Raw genomic sequence first — 19,662 nt, forward strand, 5'->3', positions numbered from 1 at the left:
AACTAAGTTGATCTGAACTTATATATAATTAAAGAGGGGGATAAAACACAATGAAAAAATAAGACTAATTCTGGTAATGTTGGCTATACAAAGAAAAGGGGATTGCCAGTTAATAAAAATAATAACTTGGTGAAAAGGACGTGGCAAAAGGGATTTGGTTATTCTTCAGGCACTGGAAACAGTAACTATATGTGGACATATTCAACTTTGAAGAAACAAATTGACAGTGGAAATCCGTGTATGTTTTCTATTGCAAATGGATACTATTATAATCATACTGTTGCAGTGGTAGGTTATAAGGAATATAAGAATATGAGAACGGGAAAGGTGTATACGTTTTTGGTGGTCCACGATGGCTGGAGTACCACAACAAGATACATAGCAATGAAAAATACTGGTGCGAGCTATGTCGCGTGTCAAACATCGATAAAGGTTCCGTCAAAAAAGAAGTAGAGGAGAAGAAAATATGAATATGGCAATTGTTGTGGCTGCCATCGGAGTTGTGGCAGTCCTTGTATCAATAGTTGGTATAGCGACTAAAAAGATGCCTTTGGTGATTACGGCAATGGCATTATTAGGTATTTGCATAATAGTTACGGGGGTAGAATTGTATAATGCACAAATGTGGCAGGAAATAGCTGTTGGGGCATTTGCTGTAGGGGGATTGTGCGTATGTGCATCTATTATTATGATGATAATTAGGTGGAAAAGAAAGTAGGAATTTGTAATATGTGTCAGCACTTATATTCTGGAATATCACAGATGACGATCACAGGCTCACCATATTGGAGAATTTTGCGCACAGACGCCTGCTGATTTTTAGAAGAATATGCTGATGGCATTGATTTACTTTTGGTTAGCATACAGTAATAATGTCTGGTGCCTTTGCCACTGGAGATAATTTTAAAAATCATCATCTGTATCAATATAATCCGGCCGGTTATTGTTCATGGTCTCCTGACTGGAGAGAGTTCTCTGGCGTTTCTCCTGCCGGTAGGCATTAGGCGACATGCCGGTGGTTTTGCGGAAGATCTTGTGGAAAGCCTCGGCGGACTGGTAGCCGCATGAAAATGCAATACTTTCTATAGAAAGCTCAGATATGGTAAGCATATGCTGGGCTTTTGTTATGCGGAAATTCTGCAGGTATTTCACAGGACTCATCCCGGTGTACTGTTTGAACAGATCCGAGAAATAGCTCCTGTTGATTCCAACGTAGTCAGACAGCTCCTCCACCTTCATAGGCATACTGTAGTGGTTCTGAATGTAGGAGATGGCGTGGTTTACGTAGGCATTTCCCGATGGAGCCTCCAGCTTGTCCTTCTGTGCATTTGCAATTACGGACAGGGCGAGGTACAGCATACCCATGAGTCTGTAGTGGTCGGCGTGGTCTGATGTGTTGTGGGCGAGCATGTCGAACACGTATTTTTTCAATTTGTCTCCATCCTCACAGGTGAAGATTGGCTGGTTCTGGGTGAGCCCGATACTGCTCAGCGTGTCGTGGGCGCATCTGCCCGAGAAACCGAACCAGACATACCTCCATGGATGGTGTTCGTCTGATATATATGTGGCAGGGGTGTCCGGCTCAATCAGAAATCCCTGACCCTTTTTCAGATGATAGTGTGCGTTCCCCACATAGAAGTCGCCCTCTCCCTCCAGCACGAAATGTATGAGGTAGAAGGTCTTGACCGCAGGCCCTGCCTTGTGGAGAGGCTCGGTTATTGAGTGACCGAACACGTTCAGGTAGAGGTCTGTGTCATTTTCCTGAGGGAATTCCATTACGATCTTATTTTCCATAATTTTTCCTTGATAAATATAATAGTAGATTTGGCTGCCTGGCAATGTTATCAACCATGATAAGAATAACAGAACAGTGTACCGGGTGCAACAGATAAAATAAAACAATCTAACAAATGGACATATATTTGCAACGCTATGCCATGTTCAAAATCTGTATATTGTTATAGAATTATATTCACAAAGCAAGAAGCGCAACGGCGTAGCGCAGAAAATGTGCGCAATATGGACAACAAAATAACGGACATTAAGAAAAAAATATAAAAAGATGGAGAAAGGTGGAGTTACAGACAATGAAGAAAATCGCAGAATTAAAGGAAATTATCGCAGGTGGAGAGTTTGACGAGAAGCTTGCACAGATCTATCTCGACAAGGATATGATCCCATACAACAGGGAAAGATATGTAAAAGCTCTTGATAAATTTACAGAGTTATTCGGAGATCAGGAGGTTGCTATCTACAGCGCTCCCGGAAGAAGCGAGGTGTGTGGAAACCATACAGACCATCAGAACGGACATGTACTTGCTACATCGATCAACCTTGATGCCATAGCAGTTGTGGCACCTAGAGAGGACGGCGTGATCGAGCTTGTGTCAGACGATATGCCAAAGGAAGTTATCAATGTAAATGATATCGAGCAGGATCCTGCACTTGAGGGAACAACAACAGCGCTTATCAAGGGCGTTGTTGCAGGGATCAGAGACTACGGATTCAAGGTAGGCGGTTTCACAGCATTTGTGACAAGCGATGTGCTCATGGGAGCTGGAATGTCATCATCAGCAGCATTTGAGAGTCTTATAGGAACTATCCTTTCAGGCCTCTACAATGACATGAAGGTTTCATCAGTTGATGTTGCAAAGATAGGACAGTACGCAGAGAACGTATACTTCGGCAAGCCATGCGGACTTATGGATCAGATGGCATGTGCAGTCGGAGGACTTATATATATCGATTTCTTTGACAAGGCAAATCCTGTCATCAAGCAGGTTCCGGTTGACTTTGAGGCTCATCAGTACAGCCTGTGTATCGTTGACACAAAGGGTTCACATGCAGATCTCACAGACGACTATGCAGCGATCCCTGTAGAGATGAAGCAGGTAGCAAATTACTTCGGAGAGGAGCTCCTCAGCAGAGTTTCAGAGGAGGACTTCATCAGTAAGGTTAGCGAGATGAGAGCAAGCGGCAAGGTGAATGACAGAGCAGTCCTTCGCGCACTCCACTTCTACACAGAGCAGGACAGAGTTGCAGAGGGTGTTGCAGCACTTGAGAATCAGGAATTTGACCATTTCCTCGATGTTATAAAGAGAAGCGGAGATTCATCATTCAAGCTTCTTCAGAATATATACAGCGCAAAGGATCCACTCACACAGAATGTATCAATAGCACTTGGCTTCTCGGAGAAGTTCATCGGCAAGAACGGTGTGTGCAGAGTACACGGCGGCGGATTTGCCGGAACAATCCAGGCATTTGTCAAGAATGCGGCTGTTGCTGAGTACAAGAAGAACATCGAGTCGATCTTCGGAGAGGGCGCATGCCACGTCCTCAAGGTAAGACCTTACGGCGGAATCAAGGTAGTTGAGTAAATGTGATAATTTTTCGTAGAAAAATTATTATGTAGCACCAGCCTTCGCTGGAAGCGAACTTTAATGGCTGGTGTTCCCGTCTCGTTGCGGAGAAGAGAGTGTAGAAATAGATATAAGGAAAGAAGGGTTACAACCATGATAGATACAAATATCAAGCAGCTCGTTGAGTACGGAATTGCAAATGAGCTGATAGAGGAAGAGGATAGAATATATACGACCAACACCATCCTCGAGATGCTGAAGAAGGACAGCTACGAGGAGCCGGGTGAGGTGCCAGCTATAGATACACCGGAAAAACTTGAGGAGTGTCTCAAGGGGATTCTGGATTACGCAGTTGAGAATGGACTTATCGCAGAGAATTCAGTTGTCCTCAGAGATCTGTTCGACACGAAGATCATGAATGCGCTGGTTCCAAAGCCAAGCCAGATCATAAAGACGTTCAGAGAGAAGTATGCAAAGTCCCCAGAGGAGGCGACAGACTTCTATTATAAGCTCAGCAGAGCAACAGATTATATAAGAACATACAGAGTTGCAAGGGATATCAAGTGGGTAAAGCCTACAGAGTATGGTGATATCGACATCACCATCAACCTTTCAAAGCCTGAGAAGGATCCGAAGATGATTGCCCTTGCTAAGACCATGTCACAGTCATCATATCCAAAGTGCCAGCTGTGTATGGAGAACGAGGGATATGCGGGAAGGATCAACCATCCAGCAAGAGAGAATCACAGGATCATTCCTATAGAGGTAAATGGTAGCAAGTGGGGATTCCAGTATTCTCCATATGTATACTACAATGAGCACTGTATCGTGTTCAACGGACAGCACATCCCTATGAAGATAGAAAAGGCTACATTCCAGAAACTCTTTTCATTTGTTGGACAGTTCCCACATTACTTCCTGGGATCAAATGCAGACCTTCCTATAGTAGGTGGATCTATCCTCACACACGATCACTTCCAGGGCGGACGTTATACATTTGCCATGACAAAGGCACCTGTTGAGACAAAGATTACATTTGCAGGATATGAGGATGTTGAGGCAGGAATCGTGAAGTGGCCTATGTCAGTCATCAGACTTGACGGAGAGGATCCAGACAAGATCATAGAGCTTGCCGACAAGATTCTCGGCGCATGGAGAGGCTACACAGATGAGGATGCGTACATATTCGCGGAGACAGACGGAGAGCCTCACAACACGATCACTCCGATCGCAAGAATGAGAGATGGCAAGTACGAGATGGACTTAGTCCTTCGTAACAACATCACCACAGAGGAGCATCCACTTGGTCTCTATCATCCATGGGAGCAGTATCACAACATCAAGAAGGAGAACATCGGACTCATCGAGGTGATGGGACTTGCGGTCCTTCCTGCAAGACTCAAGGGCGAGATGGAAGAGCTGGCAGAGGTTCTTGTGGCAGGTGGAGACATCAAGGCTCATGAGAATATAGCAAAGCATTACGACTGGGTACAGACTTTCATTGGAAAGTACGACATAAATGCAGACAACGTACACAAGATACTTCAGGATGAGATCGGCGATGTATTCGCAAAGATCCTTGAGTGTGCAGGCGTTTACAAGAGAGATGAGGCTGGAAAGGCTGCATTCCTCAAGTTCGTAGATTATGTGAATGCACAGTAATATAGTGTGCACTAAAAATGCAATAATATATGTGTATCTGTGACAGACGTATTCCATAACTAATATTTATTAATGCCACATTTTATTGTGCATAACAGGATGTAGTGGTATAGTGTTGGAGAAAACGTCATTGCAAAATAAAAATGTTTATAAACTGGTGATCGACATTTGCGCAAGACATTAACAGTGCCCCCAAAAGCACAGGTGTCCGGCAGATGGTTATGAGTCACAGTATCATAAAGGAGGAAAACATTATGAAGATTTTAGTAACAGGCGGAGCAGGTTATATAGGAAGTCATACATGTGTTGAGCTGCTTAATGCAGGCTACGAGGTAGTAATTCTCGACAACCTTTACAATGCCAGCGAGAAGGCAGTTGACAGAATCAAGAAGATAACAGGAAAGGATCTCACATTCTACAAGGCAGATATCCTTGACAAGGAAGCTATGGACAAGATATTTGCAGATGAGAAGCCTGACTGTGTAATACATTTTGCAGGACTCAAGGCAGTTGGTGAATCAGTTGTAAAGCCACTTGAGTACTATCAGAACAACATCACAGGAACTCTTAATCTGTGCGAGGTTATGAGAAAGAACGGATGCAAGAACATCATCTTCTCATCATCAGCTACAGTATACGGCAATCCTGCATTTATCCCTATCACGGAGGAGTGCCCAAAGGGAACACCTACGAACCCATATGGCTGGACAAAGTGGATGATCGAGCAGATTCTCACAGACCTCCACACAGCAGATCCAGAGTGGAATGTAATTCTTCTCCGTTACTTCAACCCAATCGGAGCTCATAAGAGCGGACTTATCGGAGAGGATCCAAAGGGTATTCCTAACAACCTTCTTCCATATGTTGCACAGGTTGCAATCGGAAAGCTTCAGAGCGTTGGCGTATTTGGCAATGATTACGACACACCGGATGGAACAGGTGTGAGAGATTACATCCATGTAGTAGACCTTGCAGTTGGACATGTAAAGGCTATCAACAAGATCAAGGAGAATCCTGGAGTTAAGGTATACAACCTTGGAACAGGAAATGGTTACAGTGTCCTTGATGTTATCAAGGCGTTCAGCAAGGCCTGTGGACATGACGTTCCATATGTGATCAAGGAGAGACGTCCTGGAGATATTGCAACATGCTACTCAGACGCTTCACTTGCCAAGAAGGAGCTTGGCTGGGAGGCTCAGTACGGAATCGACGAGATGTGTGCTGATTCATGGAAGTGGCAGTCGATGAATCCAAATGGATATAATGACTAATTCCAAAATATAAATAACATAAAGTAGCAGAGCACCGACAAATACTATATATAATCAGATGTAGATTTGCCGGTGCTCTTTTCTGTGTATTGACTTTTTAAAAGAGACGTTGTATAAGTAAGTAAACTACGCTTTCTGCGGTCTTTGTTAATTATGCCCTTTTTTAGGGCTTTATCAGATAGAAATGGGTGTTTGACATATGAGACTAGAAATACTGCTTTCGTGTATGAACCTTCAGGATGAGGATATCATAACGAAATCCCATATAGAGTCCGACACGATCATAGTCAACCAGTGTGGATATGATGGGTACAATGAATATGACAGGAACGGACATAAGACAAGAATTTTTTCGGTGAATGACAAGGGTCTTACCAAGAGCAGGAACTATGCTATAAAGCATTCCGAGGCGGATGTGTGTCTGCTGTGTGATGACGATGAGGTGTTCAGCAGGAATTACGAAGAAGGGATACTGACTGCGTACAGAGATCTGCCAGAGGCGGATGTCATCATATTCAACATAGGCAACAGACCTGCCCATTGGGGCGACATGCCTAAGAAGCTTGGATATCTGGATCTCATGCATGTGGCATCCTGGCAGATATCATTCAAGAGAGAGAGCATAGTCAATAATAATGTATATTTTGATGAGCGCATGGGTGCGGGCTCGGGCAATGGAGCTGAAGAGGAATTCAGATTCCTCACGGATTGCAGGAAGAACGGACTTGCAATATATTATGTACCATTTGTTATAGCGGATGTTGCGCAGACAAAGTCAACATGGTTTAAGGGGTATAACGAAGAATTTTTCATAAACAGAGGTAATACGACAAGATACATCATGGGTTATGTACCGGCGGTATTGTACGCAGCGTATTACAGTATAAGGAAGAGACATCAGTTTGACAGTGATATATCATGGTTTAAGGCCTTCAGACTTATTATGAAGGGAATAGATGAGAACAGGTTAGGGAAGAAGAAATGAGTGAAAAAATATTAAGTGTGATAATTCCGTCTTACAACAGCAAGCCATATCTTGACAAATGTCTTGGATCACTTGTTGTTCCGGAGCTTATGGACAAAATAGACGTGATAGTGGTAAACGATGGCTCGACAGACGGCAGTGAGAGTATATGTGAGGAGTACATTGAGAAGTATCCTGACAGCTATTCACTTATTAATAAGGAGAACGGAGGACATGGCTCAGCGATAAATGCCGGAGCTGAGAAGGCCAGGGGCAGATACATGAAGGTGCTTGACGCCGACGACTGGTTTCTCACAGAGAGTATTCCTGAGTTTATAGGAAAGCTCGAGAATGCCAGTGCGGATGTTGTTCTGACATGTCACCACACCATCAATATAACAACAGGGGAGATAAAGAACTGGAGATGTTTCCCTGATGAATTCGACAGAGAATATACTATGGAAGAGGTCATGTCAGACTGGAAAAAATTTGACAGAAGCCTCACATTCCATGGAATAACATATAGAACACAGTTTTACCGTGAGAATGGAGTCAGACTTGCAGAAAAAGTATTCTACGAGGATCACGAATATGCGACATATCCATGCTGCTTGGCAAAAACCATACTGCCACTCGATATGTTCGTGTACGAGTACAGGATCGGGGATGTGTCCCAGAGCGTATCCGCGCAGAATCAGTTCAAGAGAATCGACCATACCAAGATGGTCATAGTAAAGATGCTCAAGAACAGAGAGGACATCTCGGAGCAGTGGGCTCTTGAATACTGCGACAAGAAGATACATCTTCTTCTGCTGAGCTTCATGGTAACTTCCATGCTATGCGATTCCGACAGAAAGAGAGGTGTTGCACGGGTAGATCAGCTTATGAGTTATATAGTCAAGAGAGACAGACACGTCGTTGATATGACATTGAAGCATTATAAGATACTTAAGCTTCTGAATGCTGCGCATGTGGGTCTGGAAGGCTACAACAAAATGCTTAATTCAAAGCTTTACAACAAGGTAAGGCACAATAAGAGTTTTGAATAGATTTACTATGGAGGATTAACGAAAAATGAAAGTAAAAAGCGGAAGCTTTTTAGAAGTTTTTAATTATAAAGATCTTTTAAATCAGCTTGTTTCAAGAGATATAAAGTTAAAGTATAGAAGAAGTTTTCTTGGATATGTGTGGAGTATCCTGAACCCATTGCTCATCATGATCGTAATGGTTATCGTATTCTCCAAGATGTTCAACAGATCGATACCACACTTCCCTGTGTACCTTTTTGCAGGACGTATACTGTACGAATTTGTAATAGGTGCATGTGGTAAGGCACTTGGAAGTATAACAGATAATTCGTCACTGCTTAAGAAAACGTATGTGTCAAAGTTTATGTTCCCGCTGGCAAAGATCACAAGCTCACTTGTTGACTGCCTGTTTTCACTGGGAGCGTTTCTTATCGTTATCATATTCACACGTTCACCATTTTACTGGACGATGCTGTTGTTCCCATTCATATTCCTTCAGGCCTATATATTTGCCTGCGGATTGGGCTTTTTTCTTGCACAGCTCCATGTATTCTTCAGAGATACAAGATATATATGGAATGCGGTCACCACAGCGTGGATGTACTGTTCAGCGATATTCTATCCTATAGATATGCTGCCAGACTGGTTGAAGTTACTTGTGAATTACTTCAACCCACTGTATGTATATATCAAGCAGTTTAGATGCATAGCGCATCAGGGAGTGATGCCTGATCTCACTACTATCGGTCTCGGATTCCTCTATGCATTCTTTTTCTTTGGACTGGGAGTGCTGTGTTTCAAGAAGAATCAGGACAAGTTCATTCTGTATATTTAGGAGGTGTGGCAGTTGGCTAACGTAGAAGAGAAAAAGAACGAACTTGATGATAAGAAGATTTTCACCTCAAATGCACAGCGTACAACAACTGTGGCAAAGGGTGAGACCATTATAGAGCTCAAGGATGTGACCATAAGATTCAACAAGAACAATCTGAAGGTGGACAATCTGAAAGAGTATTTTATAAGACTTGTGACAAAACAGTTGATGTTCCAGGAGTTCATAGCGTTAAAGGACATCAATCTTGATATAAAGAAGGGCGAGGCGTGGGGCTTCCTTGGAACCAATGGTGCCGGAAAATCCACCCTGCTCAAGGTAGTCAGCAGAATATTGAAGCCTGCCAGCGGTACTGTTAAGGTATCGGGAACTGTGGCAGCCCTCATAGAGCTTGGAGCCGGAATCGATCCACAGCTCACGGCCCGTGAGAATATATTTCTCAACGGAACTCTGCTGGGATATTCAAAGGCATTTATAGAGTCAAAGTTTGACGATATAGTTGAGTTTTCAGAGTTGCAGGATTTCCTTGACTCTCCGGTCAAGAACTTTTCTTCAGGTATGAAGACCAGACTTGCATTTTCCATAGCGACGGCGGTTGAGCCGGATATTCTCATTGCGGATGAGATACTTGCTGTAGGTGATATGCGATTCAAGAAGAAGTGTGCGGCCAAGATGACTGCCATGCTGGAGGATGGAACGACCCTGCTGTATGTATCCCACAACATAGCTGCTGTCAAGAAGCAGTGTAACAAGGCTATGTGGCTGGATCATGGAAATGTAGTTATGGTGGGAGATGCCGATACGGTATGCGATGCATTCAAGGCCGAGATGGATGCACCTGCACCGGCAAAGGCCCAGAGCAAGGACAAGAAATAACAAGAAATCAGGCAAGATGTTTGATATACAACACAGGAGGATTGGATAATGTTACAGAATGTGAAGTTGCAGAATGTGATGCTGCAGATGAATCTGGATGTGAACTTGATAGAGTATCCTGAATTCAGCGCCATTGGAAAGGGAGAGGAATCACCATTTATATACGACTCAGAGAAGAAATGTCATGTTGTTGAGAAGCTCACAAAGGTTAATTTCATGAGCTATTACAACTGCATTCAGGTAAAACGCTGGTCAGAGTATACAGGGGTAAAGAACTTCAAGCTCCACCTCACAATGAAGGGAAAAGCTACAATATCCGTATATGCAATATATTCAGCATCCGTTGCGGTTACCTACAATCCACTTGTATCACAGGTAGTTGAGAGTGATGAGGTTTCAGAGGTGGTTGTGAACATACCAGAGACAGATAAGGCTCTTGTAGGTTTCTATATGGATACCCTGGAAGATACAGAGATATATAGCGGATACTATTCTGCTGACATCGAGGAGGACAGAATAAGAGATGTAAATATCTCTCTTGTCACAACAACATTCAAGAAGCAGGAATATATCAAGCGTAATATAGACCTCATCAAGTCAAATGTACTCTATGATGGAAGCGACCTCAAGGGACACATGTTCGTACACGTCATTGACAATGACAGAGAACTCGATCCATCAGAGCTCGACAGTGAGGATCTCAAGGTTTATATGAATAACAACGTAGGTGGAGCCGGCGGTTTCACCCGTGGAATGATAGAGGCACTGGAGCTTCCAAAGAAGCCTACACATGTACTCCTCATGGATGATGACGTTATGGTCATGCCAGAGAGTTTGTTCAGAACATATTATCTGCTCAGACTCCTCAAAGACGAGTACAAGAAGTGCTTCCTGAGTGGAGCCATGTTCGATTACGACATACGCCAGAAGCAGTATGAGGACGTGGGATTTGTCCACAAGGCAGACGGATCATACGGTCCGGTCAAGTCAGCTATGGATATGAGGCTTCTCAAGAACATAGTTGCAAATGAGAACTACAGTTTCAATGTCGATGATGCATATGCAGGCTGGTGGTACTGCTGTATACCTGTGGAGCACATTGAGGACAGAGGCTTACCACTTCCGGTATTTGTCAGAGGTGACGATGTAGAGTTCTCACTGAGAAATAAGCCGGGATTTATAGCACTTAATGGTATCTGTATATGGCATGTGGGATTTGCAGGCAAATTCAACGCCGCCATGGAGCTTTATCAGGTTCACAGAAACAGTTTTGTTATCCAGGCGGCAAGCGGAATATGCCAGGATGTGGATTTCCTTGCGAGAGTAAAGGGAATGTTCTGGAAGGATATAACCAGATTTGCATACAACAATGCTGAGCTGCTCATAGATTCCATTGAGGATTACCTCAAGGGACCAGAGTATATCATGCATCTTGACGGAGAGCAGAGCCTCAAGGAGCACAATGCTAAGAACGAGAAGCTTGTGCCGCTGGCAGAGCTTGGCTATGCAGGGGATCTTCCTACAGATCCATACAAGTATGAGAGTCTTAATCTGTTCCGCAAGGCAATGTATGTGCTCACGATAAACGGACATCTTCTTCCAAACTTCATGCTCAGAAGAACACCGTATATCATCGCGTACGACTGGTTCTTTGTTCCGGGAAAGAATTACATGAAGAAGACTCTCGTTGCCGTGAACAAGAACGGTGGAACAGGAGTCAGAAGAACGATCAACAGAAAGCGTTGTTTTGCGCTTATAAAGAGATATAGAAAAGTATTGGCTAAATACAAGAAGACACATGTGGAAGTTGAGCAGGCTTACAGAAATGCATTTGACGAGATGAAGACAACTAAGTTCTGGAAGGAATATCTGCATATATAAAGTGATATGGAAGGAGTATCTTTAGGGTATGGCTACTATTAAAGGTATAAAAAACCGTTTGGCGGCTGCGGGAAGAGCACTGGGGGGAGATTACACCTCAGAGAAGAACGGTTCGAAGCCAAAGGATAAGCTCAAGGCGTCCCAGCGAGTAAATGCGGCGCAGAGGGCGATGAGCGGTGATTACGCTCTCAGAGACGGCAAAAAGCCTGTTGTAAAGGTCGAGCCTGCTGAGATCAGGATGAATAAGGTATTCACCACGAAGGAAAAAGCAGAGCCTGAGATCAAAGTGTTTGAGAAGCAGGAGAGTGCCAGACAGAGAGAAGAAGAGCGAGTAGAGTGGAGAAAGAAAGCGGTGAGACGCGACAGCGACAAGACAGTCGGATGCATACATCCTGATTACTGCTGTGGCTGCGGCGCGTGCTACAGTGTATGTCCGGTAAATGCTATAAGCATGAAGTATGATTCAGAGGGATTTCTTGCTCCTGTAGTGGATCGCAGCAAATGTACAAACTGCGGTCTGTGCAGAAAGATCTGTCCATCTATAAATCTTGAGTATAAGAACACTGTCGAGCCTGCATGCTATGCGGCATATGCAGACGATGAGATAAGGGCAAAGAGTTCGTCAGGTGGAATATTCACACTGCTGGCTGAGTATGCATTTGAGCAGGGTGGAGCTGTATGCGGAGCAGGATACACAGACGATTTCAAGGTTGAACACTTTATCATAGAGAGCCCGGATGATCTGGACAAGCTCAGAAAATCCAAGTATGTTCAGGCTGATGCATCGAAGGTGTATGCGGACGTTAAGAAGATACTCAAGGAAGGCAGAGTGGTAGTATTCTGCGGATGCGGATGTCAGGTCGCAGGACTTTACGCAACACTCAAGAATGTGGATATATCAAATCTCTACACAATAGATCTGATGTGCCACGGCGGCCCATCGCCAAAGCTGTTCGATGATTATCTGAACAAATACCACGGCAAGGATCAGGGCAAGGTTGCTGATGTTGGATTCAGAGACAAGGACTACTTCGGCTGGTCTACAGAGATGACTGTAAAGTACACTGACGGAACAGTTTATCACAGAACAAGGACACAGGATCCATATTACAGAGCATTCCTTCCTTGTATATCGACGAGAAAGTTCTGTGGACACTGCGCATATGCGAAGCTTCCGAGAACAGGTGATATAACACTTGCAGATTTCTGGGGAATTCAGAAGTACAACAGAGATTACACTGACGGCAAGGGAACATCCATTGTGTCAGTCAACAGCCCACAGGGTGAGAAGATATATGCTGCCATAGCAGACAAGCTGCTCCTGAACAAGGAGATACCTTGTGATGATGTACTCAAGACAGGACAGCCATTTGACCACTGCTTCAAGAATCATCCTGCCAGACAGAGATATTTTGAGCAGATAAAGAATGGCTCATCCATGGAGAAGGCATACGATTATGCCATCAAGGACAAGTACGATGTAGGTATATATGGCGTGTGGTTCGGTGCGAACTACGGAAGTGTTGCTACCTATTACGCACTTCACGAGATCATAAGATCATTTGGTCTGTCAGTGCTCATGATAGACATGCCTGCAGCCAAGACCGGAGCCGGCAAGCCTGACACCCATGCGAGAAGATTTGCAAAGGCACATTACCATGAGAGCAAGAGATACACACTGAAGGATATGAGGGAGCTCAATTCCAAGGTCGATACATTCATCATGGGATCAGATCAGGTGTGGAACAGAGGTATAAGCAGAGGCTTCGGCTTCTCATTCTATTTCGATTTTGTTGAGCCGGATAAGAAGAAGATCGCATTCTCTGCATCATTTGGACATGACAGGGATTTCTGTAATGTACAGGACAGGGAGACGATATCTGAATACATGAGACAGTTTGATGGAATATCCATCAGAGAGACCAGTGGAGTTGAGATCTGTAAGGATGTGTATGGAATAGATGCGGTGAGAGTTCTCGATCCTGTATTTGTTGCAGACAGAAAGGTATTCGATTCACTGGCAGACAAGGCAAAGAAGAAGCACGATGGCAAATATATGCTTGCATATATACTTGATCCAACTCCGGAGAAGAGAGCCGCAGTGGTTGAGGTTTCAGAGAAGCTCGGCCTTGAGGTAGTTGTTCTTCTGGACGGACGTCCAAAGGACCCGGTGAAGAACCGTCAGATCATGGATATGGACGACAAGATCGTCGACGACATAACAGTCGAGGACTGGCTGAACTATTTCAGAAATGCAGATTTCGTTCTCACTGATTCATGCCACGGAATAAGCTTCTCACTTGTATTTGAGACAAACTTTATCGGACTTGCAAACAGTGCAAGAGGAATGACAAGATTTGAATCCCTCGTGGATGTATTCCAGGTGAGAGATCATTACGTTCAGGATGCGGCAGACATTCTTGGAAATGATGAGCTGTTGAAGCCTGTGGATTACGACAATGTTAATAAGATACTTATGTCAGAGAGGGAGAGATCCCTTGCATGGCTTAAGGAAGTATTGTTCAGACCTAAGGAGTTTGAGGGTTATAGAGCATATCCAATTATAGATAAGAGATTGGCGGAAGATAAGGAGGATTAAGTAACATGGCAAAGTATGATTACCTCATAGTAGGAGCCGGATTATTCGGCGCAGTATTTGCATACGAGGCAGGCAAGAGAGGCAAGAGCTGTCTGGTTATAGACAAGCGTCCACATATTGCCGGCAACATTTACACAGAGCAGGTGGAGGGTATAAACGTTCACAAGTATGGCGCACATATATTCCACACATCTGACAAGAAGATCTGGGAGTATGTAAACCAGTTTGCAGAGTTCAACAACTACATTAACTCACCTGTAGCTTCGTACAAGGATGAGCTGTACAACCTTCCATTCAACATGAACACATTCAGCAAGATGTGGGGAATCAAGAAGCCTTCAGAGGCAAAGGCAATCATCGAGAAGCAGATCGCAGATCTGAACATTGGAGAGCCAAAGAACCTTGAGGAGCAGGCACTCAAGCTTGCCGGTACAGATGTGTATGAGAAGCTTGTCAAGGGATACACAGAGAAGCAGTGGGGAAGACCATGTACAGAGCTTCCTGCATTCATTATCAAGAGACTGCCTCTGAGATTCATATACGACAACAACTACTTCAATGACCGTTTCCAGGGAATCCCAATGGGCGGATACACACAGATCATTGAGAAGATGCTTGAGGGCGCTGAGGTCAAGACTGACACAGATTACTTCGATTTTATCAAGGAGAATCCTGACATCGCAGACAAGACTGTATACACAGGTATGATCGATGAGTTCTTCGGATTCCAGTACGGACCACTTGAGTACCGTTCAGTAAGATTCGAGACAGAGGTACTCGATGAGGAGAACTACCAGGGAAATGCTGTTGTGAACTACACACACAGAGACGTTCCATACACAAGAATAATCGAGCACAAGCACTTTGAGTTTGGAAAGCAGCCAAAGACAGTTATCAGCCGTGAGTATTCAGCAGAGTGGAAGCCGGGCGTAGAGCCATACTACCCTGTAAACAACGACAAGAACAATGCGCTTTACGAGAAGTACAAGGAGCTTGCAGAGACACGCAAGGATGTAATATTCGGCGGAAGACTTGGACAGTACAAGTATTATGATATGGACAAGGTAATCGCAGCAGCACTTGAGTGTGTTGAGGCAGAGTTCTAATCGTGAGATAGAGCATATTATAAAGCCATACAAAGGGACGCATACCGGAATACAGATTTTCCGTATATGCGTCCTTTTGGCGTGCCGGAAGCATGGGTGATACGGCAAAATAAAAAAGATATACACTTTCGACAGAACGTGATAGAATTATACTAATTATGGGCATGTTATTTGGTGGATACGATGCCCAGGGGGTAAAAATTAAAAGGGTAAAGGGTGTATATGTTATGACAAGGAAGAGGATTGCGGTACTGACAGCCCAGGCTGATGAGTACACCCAGGGTAGATTCCTCTCGGGGTTTTTTGAGAAGGCATTTCAGCTTGATTATGATGTGTGCGTGTTCTCAATGTATCTGAAGTATCAGGATACAGCTAGCAGAGAAGTGGGAGACGCCAACATATTCAACCTGATAGAATTTGACAAATATGATGCGGTGGTCATATGTACTGACAGGATCAGGACGCCGGGAACAGAGGAGGGACTCCGGTGGCGTGTGGAGCATGAGTTTGATGGCCCGGTACTGATAGTCGGCGACGAGATAGAAGGATATAAATCCATAAATATTGATCACAGAAAGAATATATGCGGGCTTACGGATCATCTCATAGAAGAGCACGGATACCGTGATATAGTGCTGCTTGATGGCTGGGAGAATACTACCAATTCCGAGCTGAAGAAGCAGGGATTCTTTGACAGCATGAAGAGTCATGGTATCGATGTGGATGAATCGTCGGTTTACTATGGCAATAACTGGTTTGACTCAGGACGCCGGACCGCAATGGAGATAACAGAGAACAGAGACAGACTTCCACAGGCTGTGGTGTGTGCCAGTGATCACATGGCACTGGGGCTGGCGGCTGAGCTGGAACAGAGAGGCGTGAGGGTCCCTGAGGATATAGCGATAACGGGATATGACGCTGCGGAGACGAACGATGACAGAGTCATACCGCTGACATCGGTTGATATACCTGCAAAGGTTGACGGCGAGTACGCCGCAAAATGGATAGACGCAGAGATAAACGGAAGATCTCTGGAGAACTATAGGAGCAGTGCGTCTATACACTGGGGAAAAAGCTGTGGATGTGAGCAGTGTACGGAGAAGCCGGGAAAGAGAGACGTGACGGCATGGGATATGAACGCTCAGCCGGGAAGCTATGGTTCATACTATAACCATATGATGGAGGATCTGTTATCCCAGAGAGATTACAGGGAATTCTACAATACCATATTCCAGTATGCCCACACGGATGGCAACATGAGCAGTTTCAGTCTCTGCCTGAATGAATATTGGAAGTTTCCTGAGGTCATGATGGGGTCAAATGCACTGAGAGTCGGATACACGAAGAATATATACAGGGTCATCAGAAGCTGCGGTGATGGAGACGGTGCGATAGATTTCGATGACTGTTTTGACGTGTCCAGACTGATACCTGAGCTGGATGCAGACAGGGACAGACCTGAGGCTTACATATTCACTCCACTCAATTTCGACGACAGATGTTTTGGATATGCGGTTGTGAGCTATGGAAGCGAGTGCAGGGCGTACGATATTTCATATAGCACATGGATCAAGCAGATCATGCAGGGCATGGAGGCGTTCTACAGACAGGCGAGTCTTCAGAAGCTTCTGGACAAGGTCAATGCATCGCAGATCCGTGATGATCTGACCGGAGTGTACAATTATAACGGATTTATGGCGAGGTGCAGGGATATGTGTAACGATGCCGTTGCACATGGCAGGAGCATTGAGCTGCTGGCTATAGATATAAAGGGACTGGGACAGATAAATGCAAGTCTCGGCAGAAAGGTCGGGGACGAGGCCATACAGGCACTTGCCAGAATGATCTCGGCATCCCTTGAGAAATCCGACGTATGTATGAGAATGTGTAACGATGAGTTCATCGTGGCATATCAGGTGATGGGAGATGCGGAGGATCACGCAGACGCCATAGTTAAGAGTGTGGAGAGCCGTACCAGGGAGTTTAACAGGAAAAATGGCGACAATTTTGTCATGGAGATATGCTATGCGGTGGACAGACAGATGGTTGCGAATGCGGAGGCTCTGGACAACTATGTGAACGCACTCATAAGCAACAAGAACAATGCCAAGATGAAGGCGTACATTGAGAGCACGAGAAATGCAGAGCTGTCACAGGAGGATATAGAGAAGGACAAGCTTGCCACGGAGATTCTTGACAGGAATCTGCTCACATATCATTTCCAGCCTATAGTTAATGCCCGCACAGGTCAGATTTATGCCTATGAGGTGCTCATGAGATCGGCAGGAGAGCAGTACATGTCTCCTCTCGACATAATACAGAGTGCTGAGAGACTTGGACGTTTGAGCGATGTGGAGAGAGCCACATTTATCAATGTGTTGAGACTCGTTGAGGACAAGCGAGAGGAACTTGAGGGCAGAAAGATATTCTTTAACAGTATACCGGGCTGCAGGCTGTCGGAGGAGGACACCGCTGTTATAGAGAGCAAACTCAGGGAATTTGGTGGACAGGTGGTCGTGGAATTCACCGAGGAGGCTGAGATGAGCGACCAGCTACTGGATCAGATAAAGGACAAGTACGGCAGGATGAACATAGAGACTGCCATAGATGACTATGGCTCAGGTTATTCAAATGTCAACAATCTTCTCAGATATATGCCGCGTTACGTGAAGATAGACAGGATGCTCATGACAAATATACATGAGGATCCGCAGAAGCAGCATTTTGTTAAGGATATTATAGAATTTGCGCATGACAATGATATCGTCACTCTGGCGGAGGGCGTTGAGCTGGATGTTGAACTCAAGGAGGTCATCAGACTTGGCGCAGATCTCGTTCAGGGTTACTACACGGCGAAGCCTTCACCGGAGGCGATTGCCGAGATAGATAAGAGGATCATAAACGAGATAGTCCAGTACAATCAGAACGAGATCACAAAGTATGGCAAGAAGACCTATGTCATAACCGATGAAGACGAGATATCGATGGTTCAGCTTGCATTTAACAAATATACGGCGCTTGATTTCAAGAAGATAGATGACCAGTACAGGTACGTCAACATGACAGGTACACCGGGCTTCAAGTCCAACATGCTGATAACCATAGGAGACGGCTTCAGAGGCGAGCTCAGGGTGGACAGCATAAGCCTTGGAGGAGAGAAGGGCATACCTTGTATAAAGATAGAAGACAACTGCGATGTCAGGATAGTCCTCACCGGGGACAATGAGCTGCGCACAGGCGGTATACAGGTAGCCGAGTCGTCAAAGCTCGAGCTTGCCGGAGATGGAGATCTGAGGATCACACTTGCGGGTGGCAGATACTTTGGAATAGGAAACGATTTTGCGTCGAGACACGGAGATCTGTATTTCAATCAGGATGGAACGCTGTCCATAACGGCCACCGGAATGAGGGGCATTGGAATAGGATCCGGCCTTGGCGGTAATATATATATTGGACACGGACGATACGAGATAGATCAGAGAGGTCAGGAGGGTGTGATGATAGGCTGTATGGACAGCGACTGCACTCTTCACATAGAGAACTGTGACATGGAGATATACAATGGAATCGCCAGAAGTGTATCCATAGGCTCATATAACGGAAGCGCGGATATAGCTATTGACAATATATCCGGCAAGATATCCGGGGCATCCATCTCGACAGCAGTCATAGGAACCATGAATGGAAAGTCCTGCAGGGTTGCCATGAAGAATATCAATATTACCATGAACATCAGGGCAAATGAATGTTATGGTATAGGCTGCCGTGAGGGCGATACGGACGTCAGCATACAGTACGCTTACGTCAAGGTGGTGGCACAGGGCAAGGATGCCTATGCCATGGGTAACAGCACCCACACCGCCAGACTGGAATTTTCCAACTCGGATATCAACACACAGGTGATCAACAGTGTGGGAACTGATATAGGTGCAGAGGAGAAAAATATCGTGATCGGTAACGGCAGAGTGAGCTTCATGGTGAACGGAATATCAAAGAACAGGGAAGTGCAGATGGCCGATCTGTAGGCGCCTATTCCGAAGCGTACAGTTAATCATTATTAATATTGTGTTGTTGACTGTTGTGA

General features: G+C 44.8%; 14 protein-coding genes. 13 read left to right on the plus strand and 1 reads right to left on the minus strand.

Annotated elements, in window-relative coordinates:
* Positions 1–207: 207 nt before the first annotated feature.
* Entirely contained in the window at positions 208–453 is a 246-nt protein-coding gene (locus tag ARA78_RS05705; protein ID WP_158564584.1) for a hypothetical protein, read from the plus strand.
* Positions 454–466: 13 nt separating this feature from the next.
* Positions 467–718, plus strand: coding sequence for a hypothetical protein (locus ARA78_RS05710; RefSeq protein ID WP_055222234.1), 252 nt, complete (start codon positions 467–469; stop codon positions 716–718).
* 185 nt (positions 719–903) lie between these two features.
* On the opposite strand, the gene ARA78_RS05715 is transcribed toward ARA78_RS05710, so the two are convergent.
* Positions 904–1,794, minus strand: a complete 891-nt coding sequence (locus tag ARA78_RS05715) for an AraC family transcriptional regulator (protein ID WP_055280169.1) — start codon at positions 1,792–1,794, stop codon at positions 904–906.
* Between the two features lie 293 nt (positions 1,795–2,087).
* On the opposite strand from ARA78_RS05715, the gene ARA78_RS05720 reads away from it, so the two are divergent.
* The 11 genes from ARA78_RS05720 to ARA78_RS05770 all read left to right on the plus strand — a co-directional run bounded on the left by ARA78_RS05720 (position 2,088) and on the right by ARA78_RS05770 (position 19,603).
* Positions 2,088–3,377, plus strand: a complete 1,290-nt coding sequence (locus ARA78_RS05720; RefSeq protein WP_055280171.1) for a galactokinase — start codon at positions 2,088–2,090, stop codon at positions 3,375–3,377.
* 135 nt (positions 3,378–3,512) lie between these two features.
* The gene (galT, locus tag ARA78_RS05725) at positions 3,513–5,021 is read left to right on the plus strand and encodes a UDP-glucose--hexose-1-phosphate uridylyltransferase (RefSeq protein ID WP_055280173.1); all 1,509 of its coding nucleotides are present in this window, start codon (positions 3,513–3,515) and stop codon (positions 5,019–5,021) included.
* A gap of 254 nt (positions 5,022–5,275) precedes the next feature.
* Entirely contained in the window at positions 5,276–6,292 is a 1,017-nt protein-coding gene (gene galE / locus ARA78_RS05730; RefSeq protein ID WP_055280175.1) for a UDP-glucose 4-epimerase GalE, read from the plus strand.
* 199 nt (positions 6,293–6,491) lie between these two features.
* Positions 6,492–7,277: a glycosyltransferase family A protein gene (locus ARA78_RS05735; protein ID WP_242849669.1), complete on the plus strand. Its 786-nt coding sequence runs from the start codon at positions 6,492–6,494 to the stop codon at positions 7,275–7,277.
* A complete protein-coding gene (locus tag ARA78_RS05740) occupies positions 7,274–8,305 on the plus strand; it encodes a glycosyltransferase family 2 protein (protein WP_015534592.1) in 1,032 nt (343 codons plus the stop codon). The genes ARA78_RS05735 and ARA78_RS05740 overlap by 4 nt, the downstream gene beginning before the upstream one ends.
* 25 nt (positions 8,306–8,330) lie before the next feature.
* Positions 8,331–9,119, plus strand: a complete 789-nt coding sequence (locus ARA78_RS05745; protein ID WP_015534593.1) for an ABC transporter permease — start codon at positions 8,331–8,333, stop codon at positions 9,117–9,119.
* Positions 9,120–9,131: 12 nt separating this feature from the next.
* The gene (locus ARA78_RS05750; RefSeq protein ID WP_022217009.1) at positions 9,132–9,992 is read left to right on the plus strand and encodes an ABC transporter ATP-binding protein; all 861 of its coding nucleotides are present in this window, start codon (positions 9,132–9,134) and stop codon (positions 9,990–9,992) included.
* 48 nt (positions 9,993–10,040) lie between these two features.
* Positions 10,041–11,873: a glycosyltransferase family 2 protein gene (locus ARA78_RS05755; RefSeq protein ID WP_015534594.1), complete on the plus strand. Its 1,833-nt coding sequence runs from the start codon at positions 10,041–10,043 to the stop codon at positions 11,871–11,873.
* A gap of 28 nt (positions 11,874–11,901) precedes the next feature.
* Positions 11,902–14,472: a polysaccharide pyruvyl transferase family protein gene (locus ARA78_RS05760; protein WP_015534595.1), complete on the plus strand. Its 2,571-nt coding sequence runs from the start codon at positions 11,902–11,904 to the stop codon at positions 14,470–14,472.
* Positions 14,473–14,477: 5 nt separating this feature from the next.
* Positions 14,478–15,578 (plus strand): UDP-galactopyranose mutase, encoded by a 1,101-nt coding sequence (gene glf, locus ARA78_RS05765; RefSeq protein WP_015534596.1) that lies wholly within the window; start codon positions 14,478–14,480, stop codon positions 15,576–15,578.
* Between the two features lie 164 nt (positions 15,579–15,742).
* Positions 15,743–19,603, plus strand: a complete 3,861-nt coding sequence (locus tag ARA78_RS05770; RefSeq protein WP_242849670.1) for an EAL domain-containing protein — start codon at positions 15,743–15,745, stop codon at positions 19,601–19,603.
* Positions 19,604–19,662 lie beyond the last annotated feature (59 nt).

This window comes from Coprococcus eutactus (assembly GCF_001404675.1).
Lineage (GTDB): Bacteria > Bacillota > Clostridia > Lachnospirales > Lachnospiraceae > Coprococcus > Coprococcus aceti.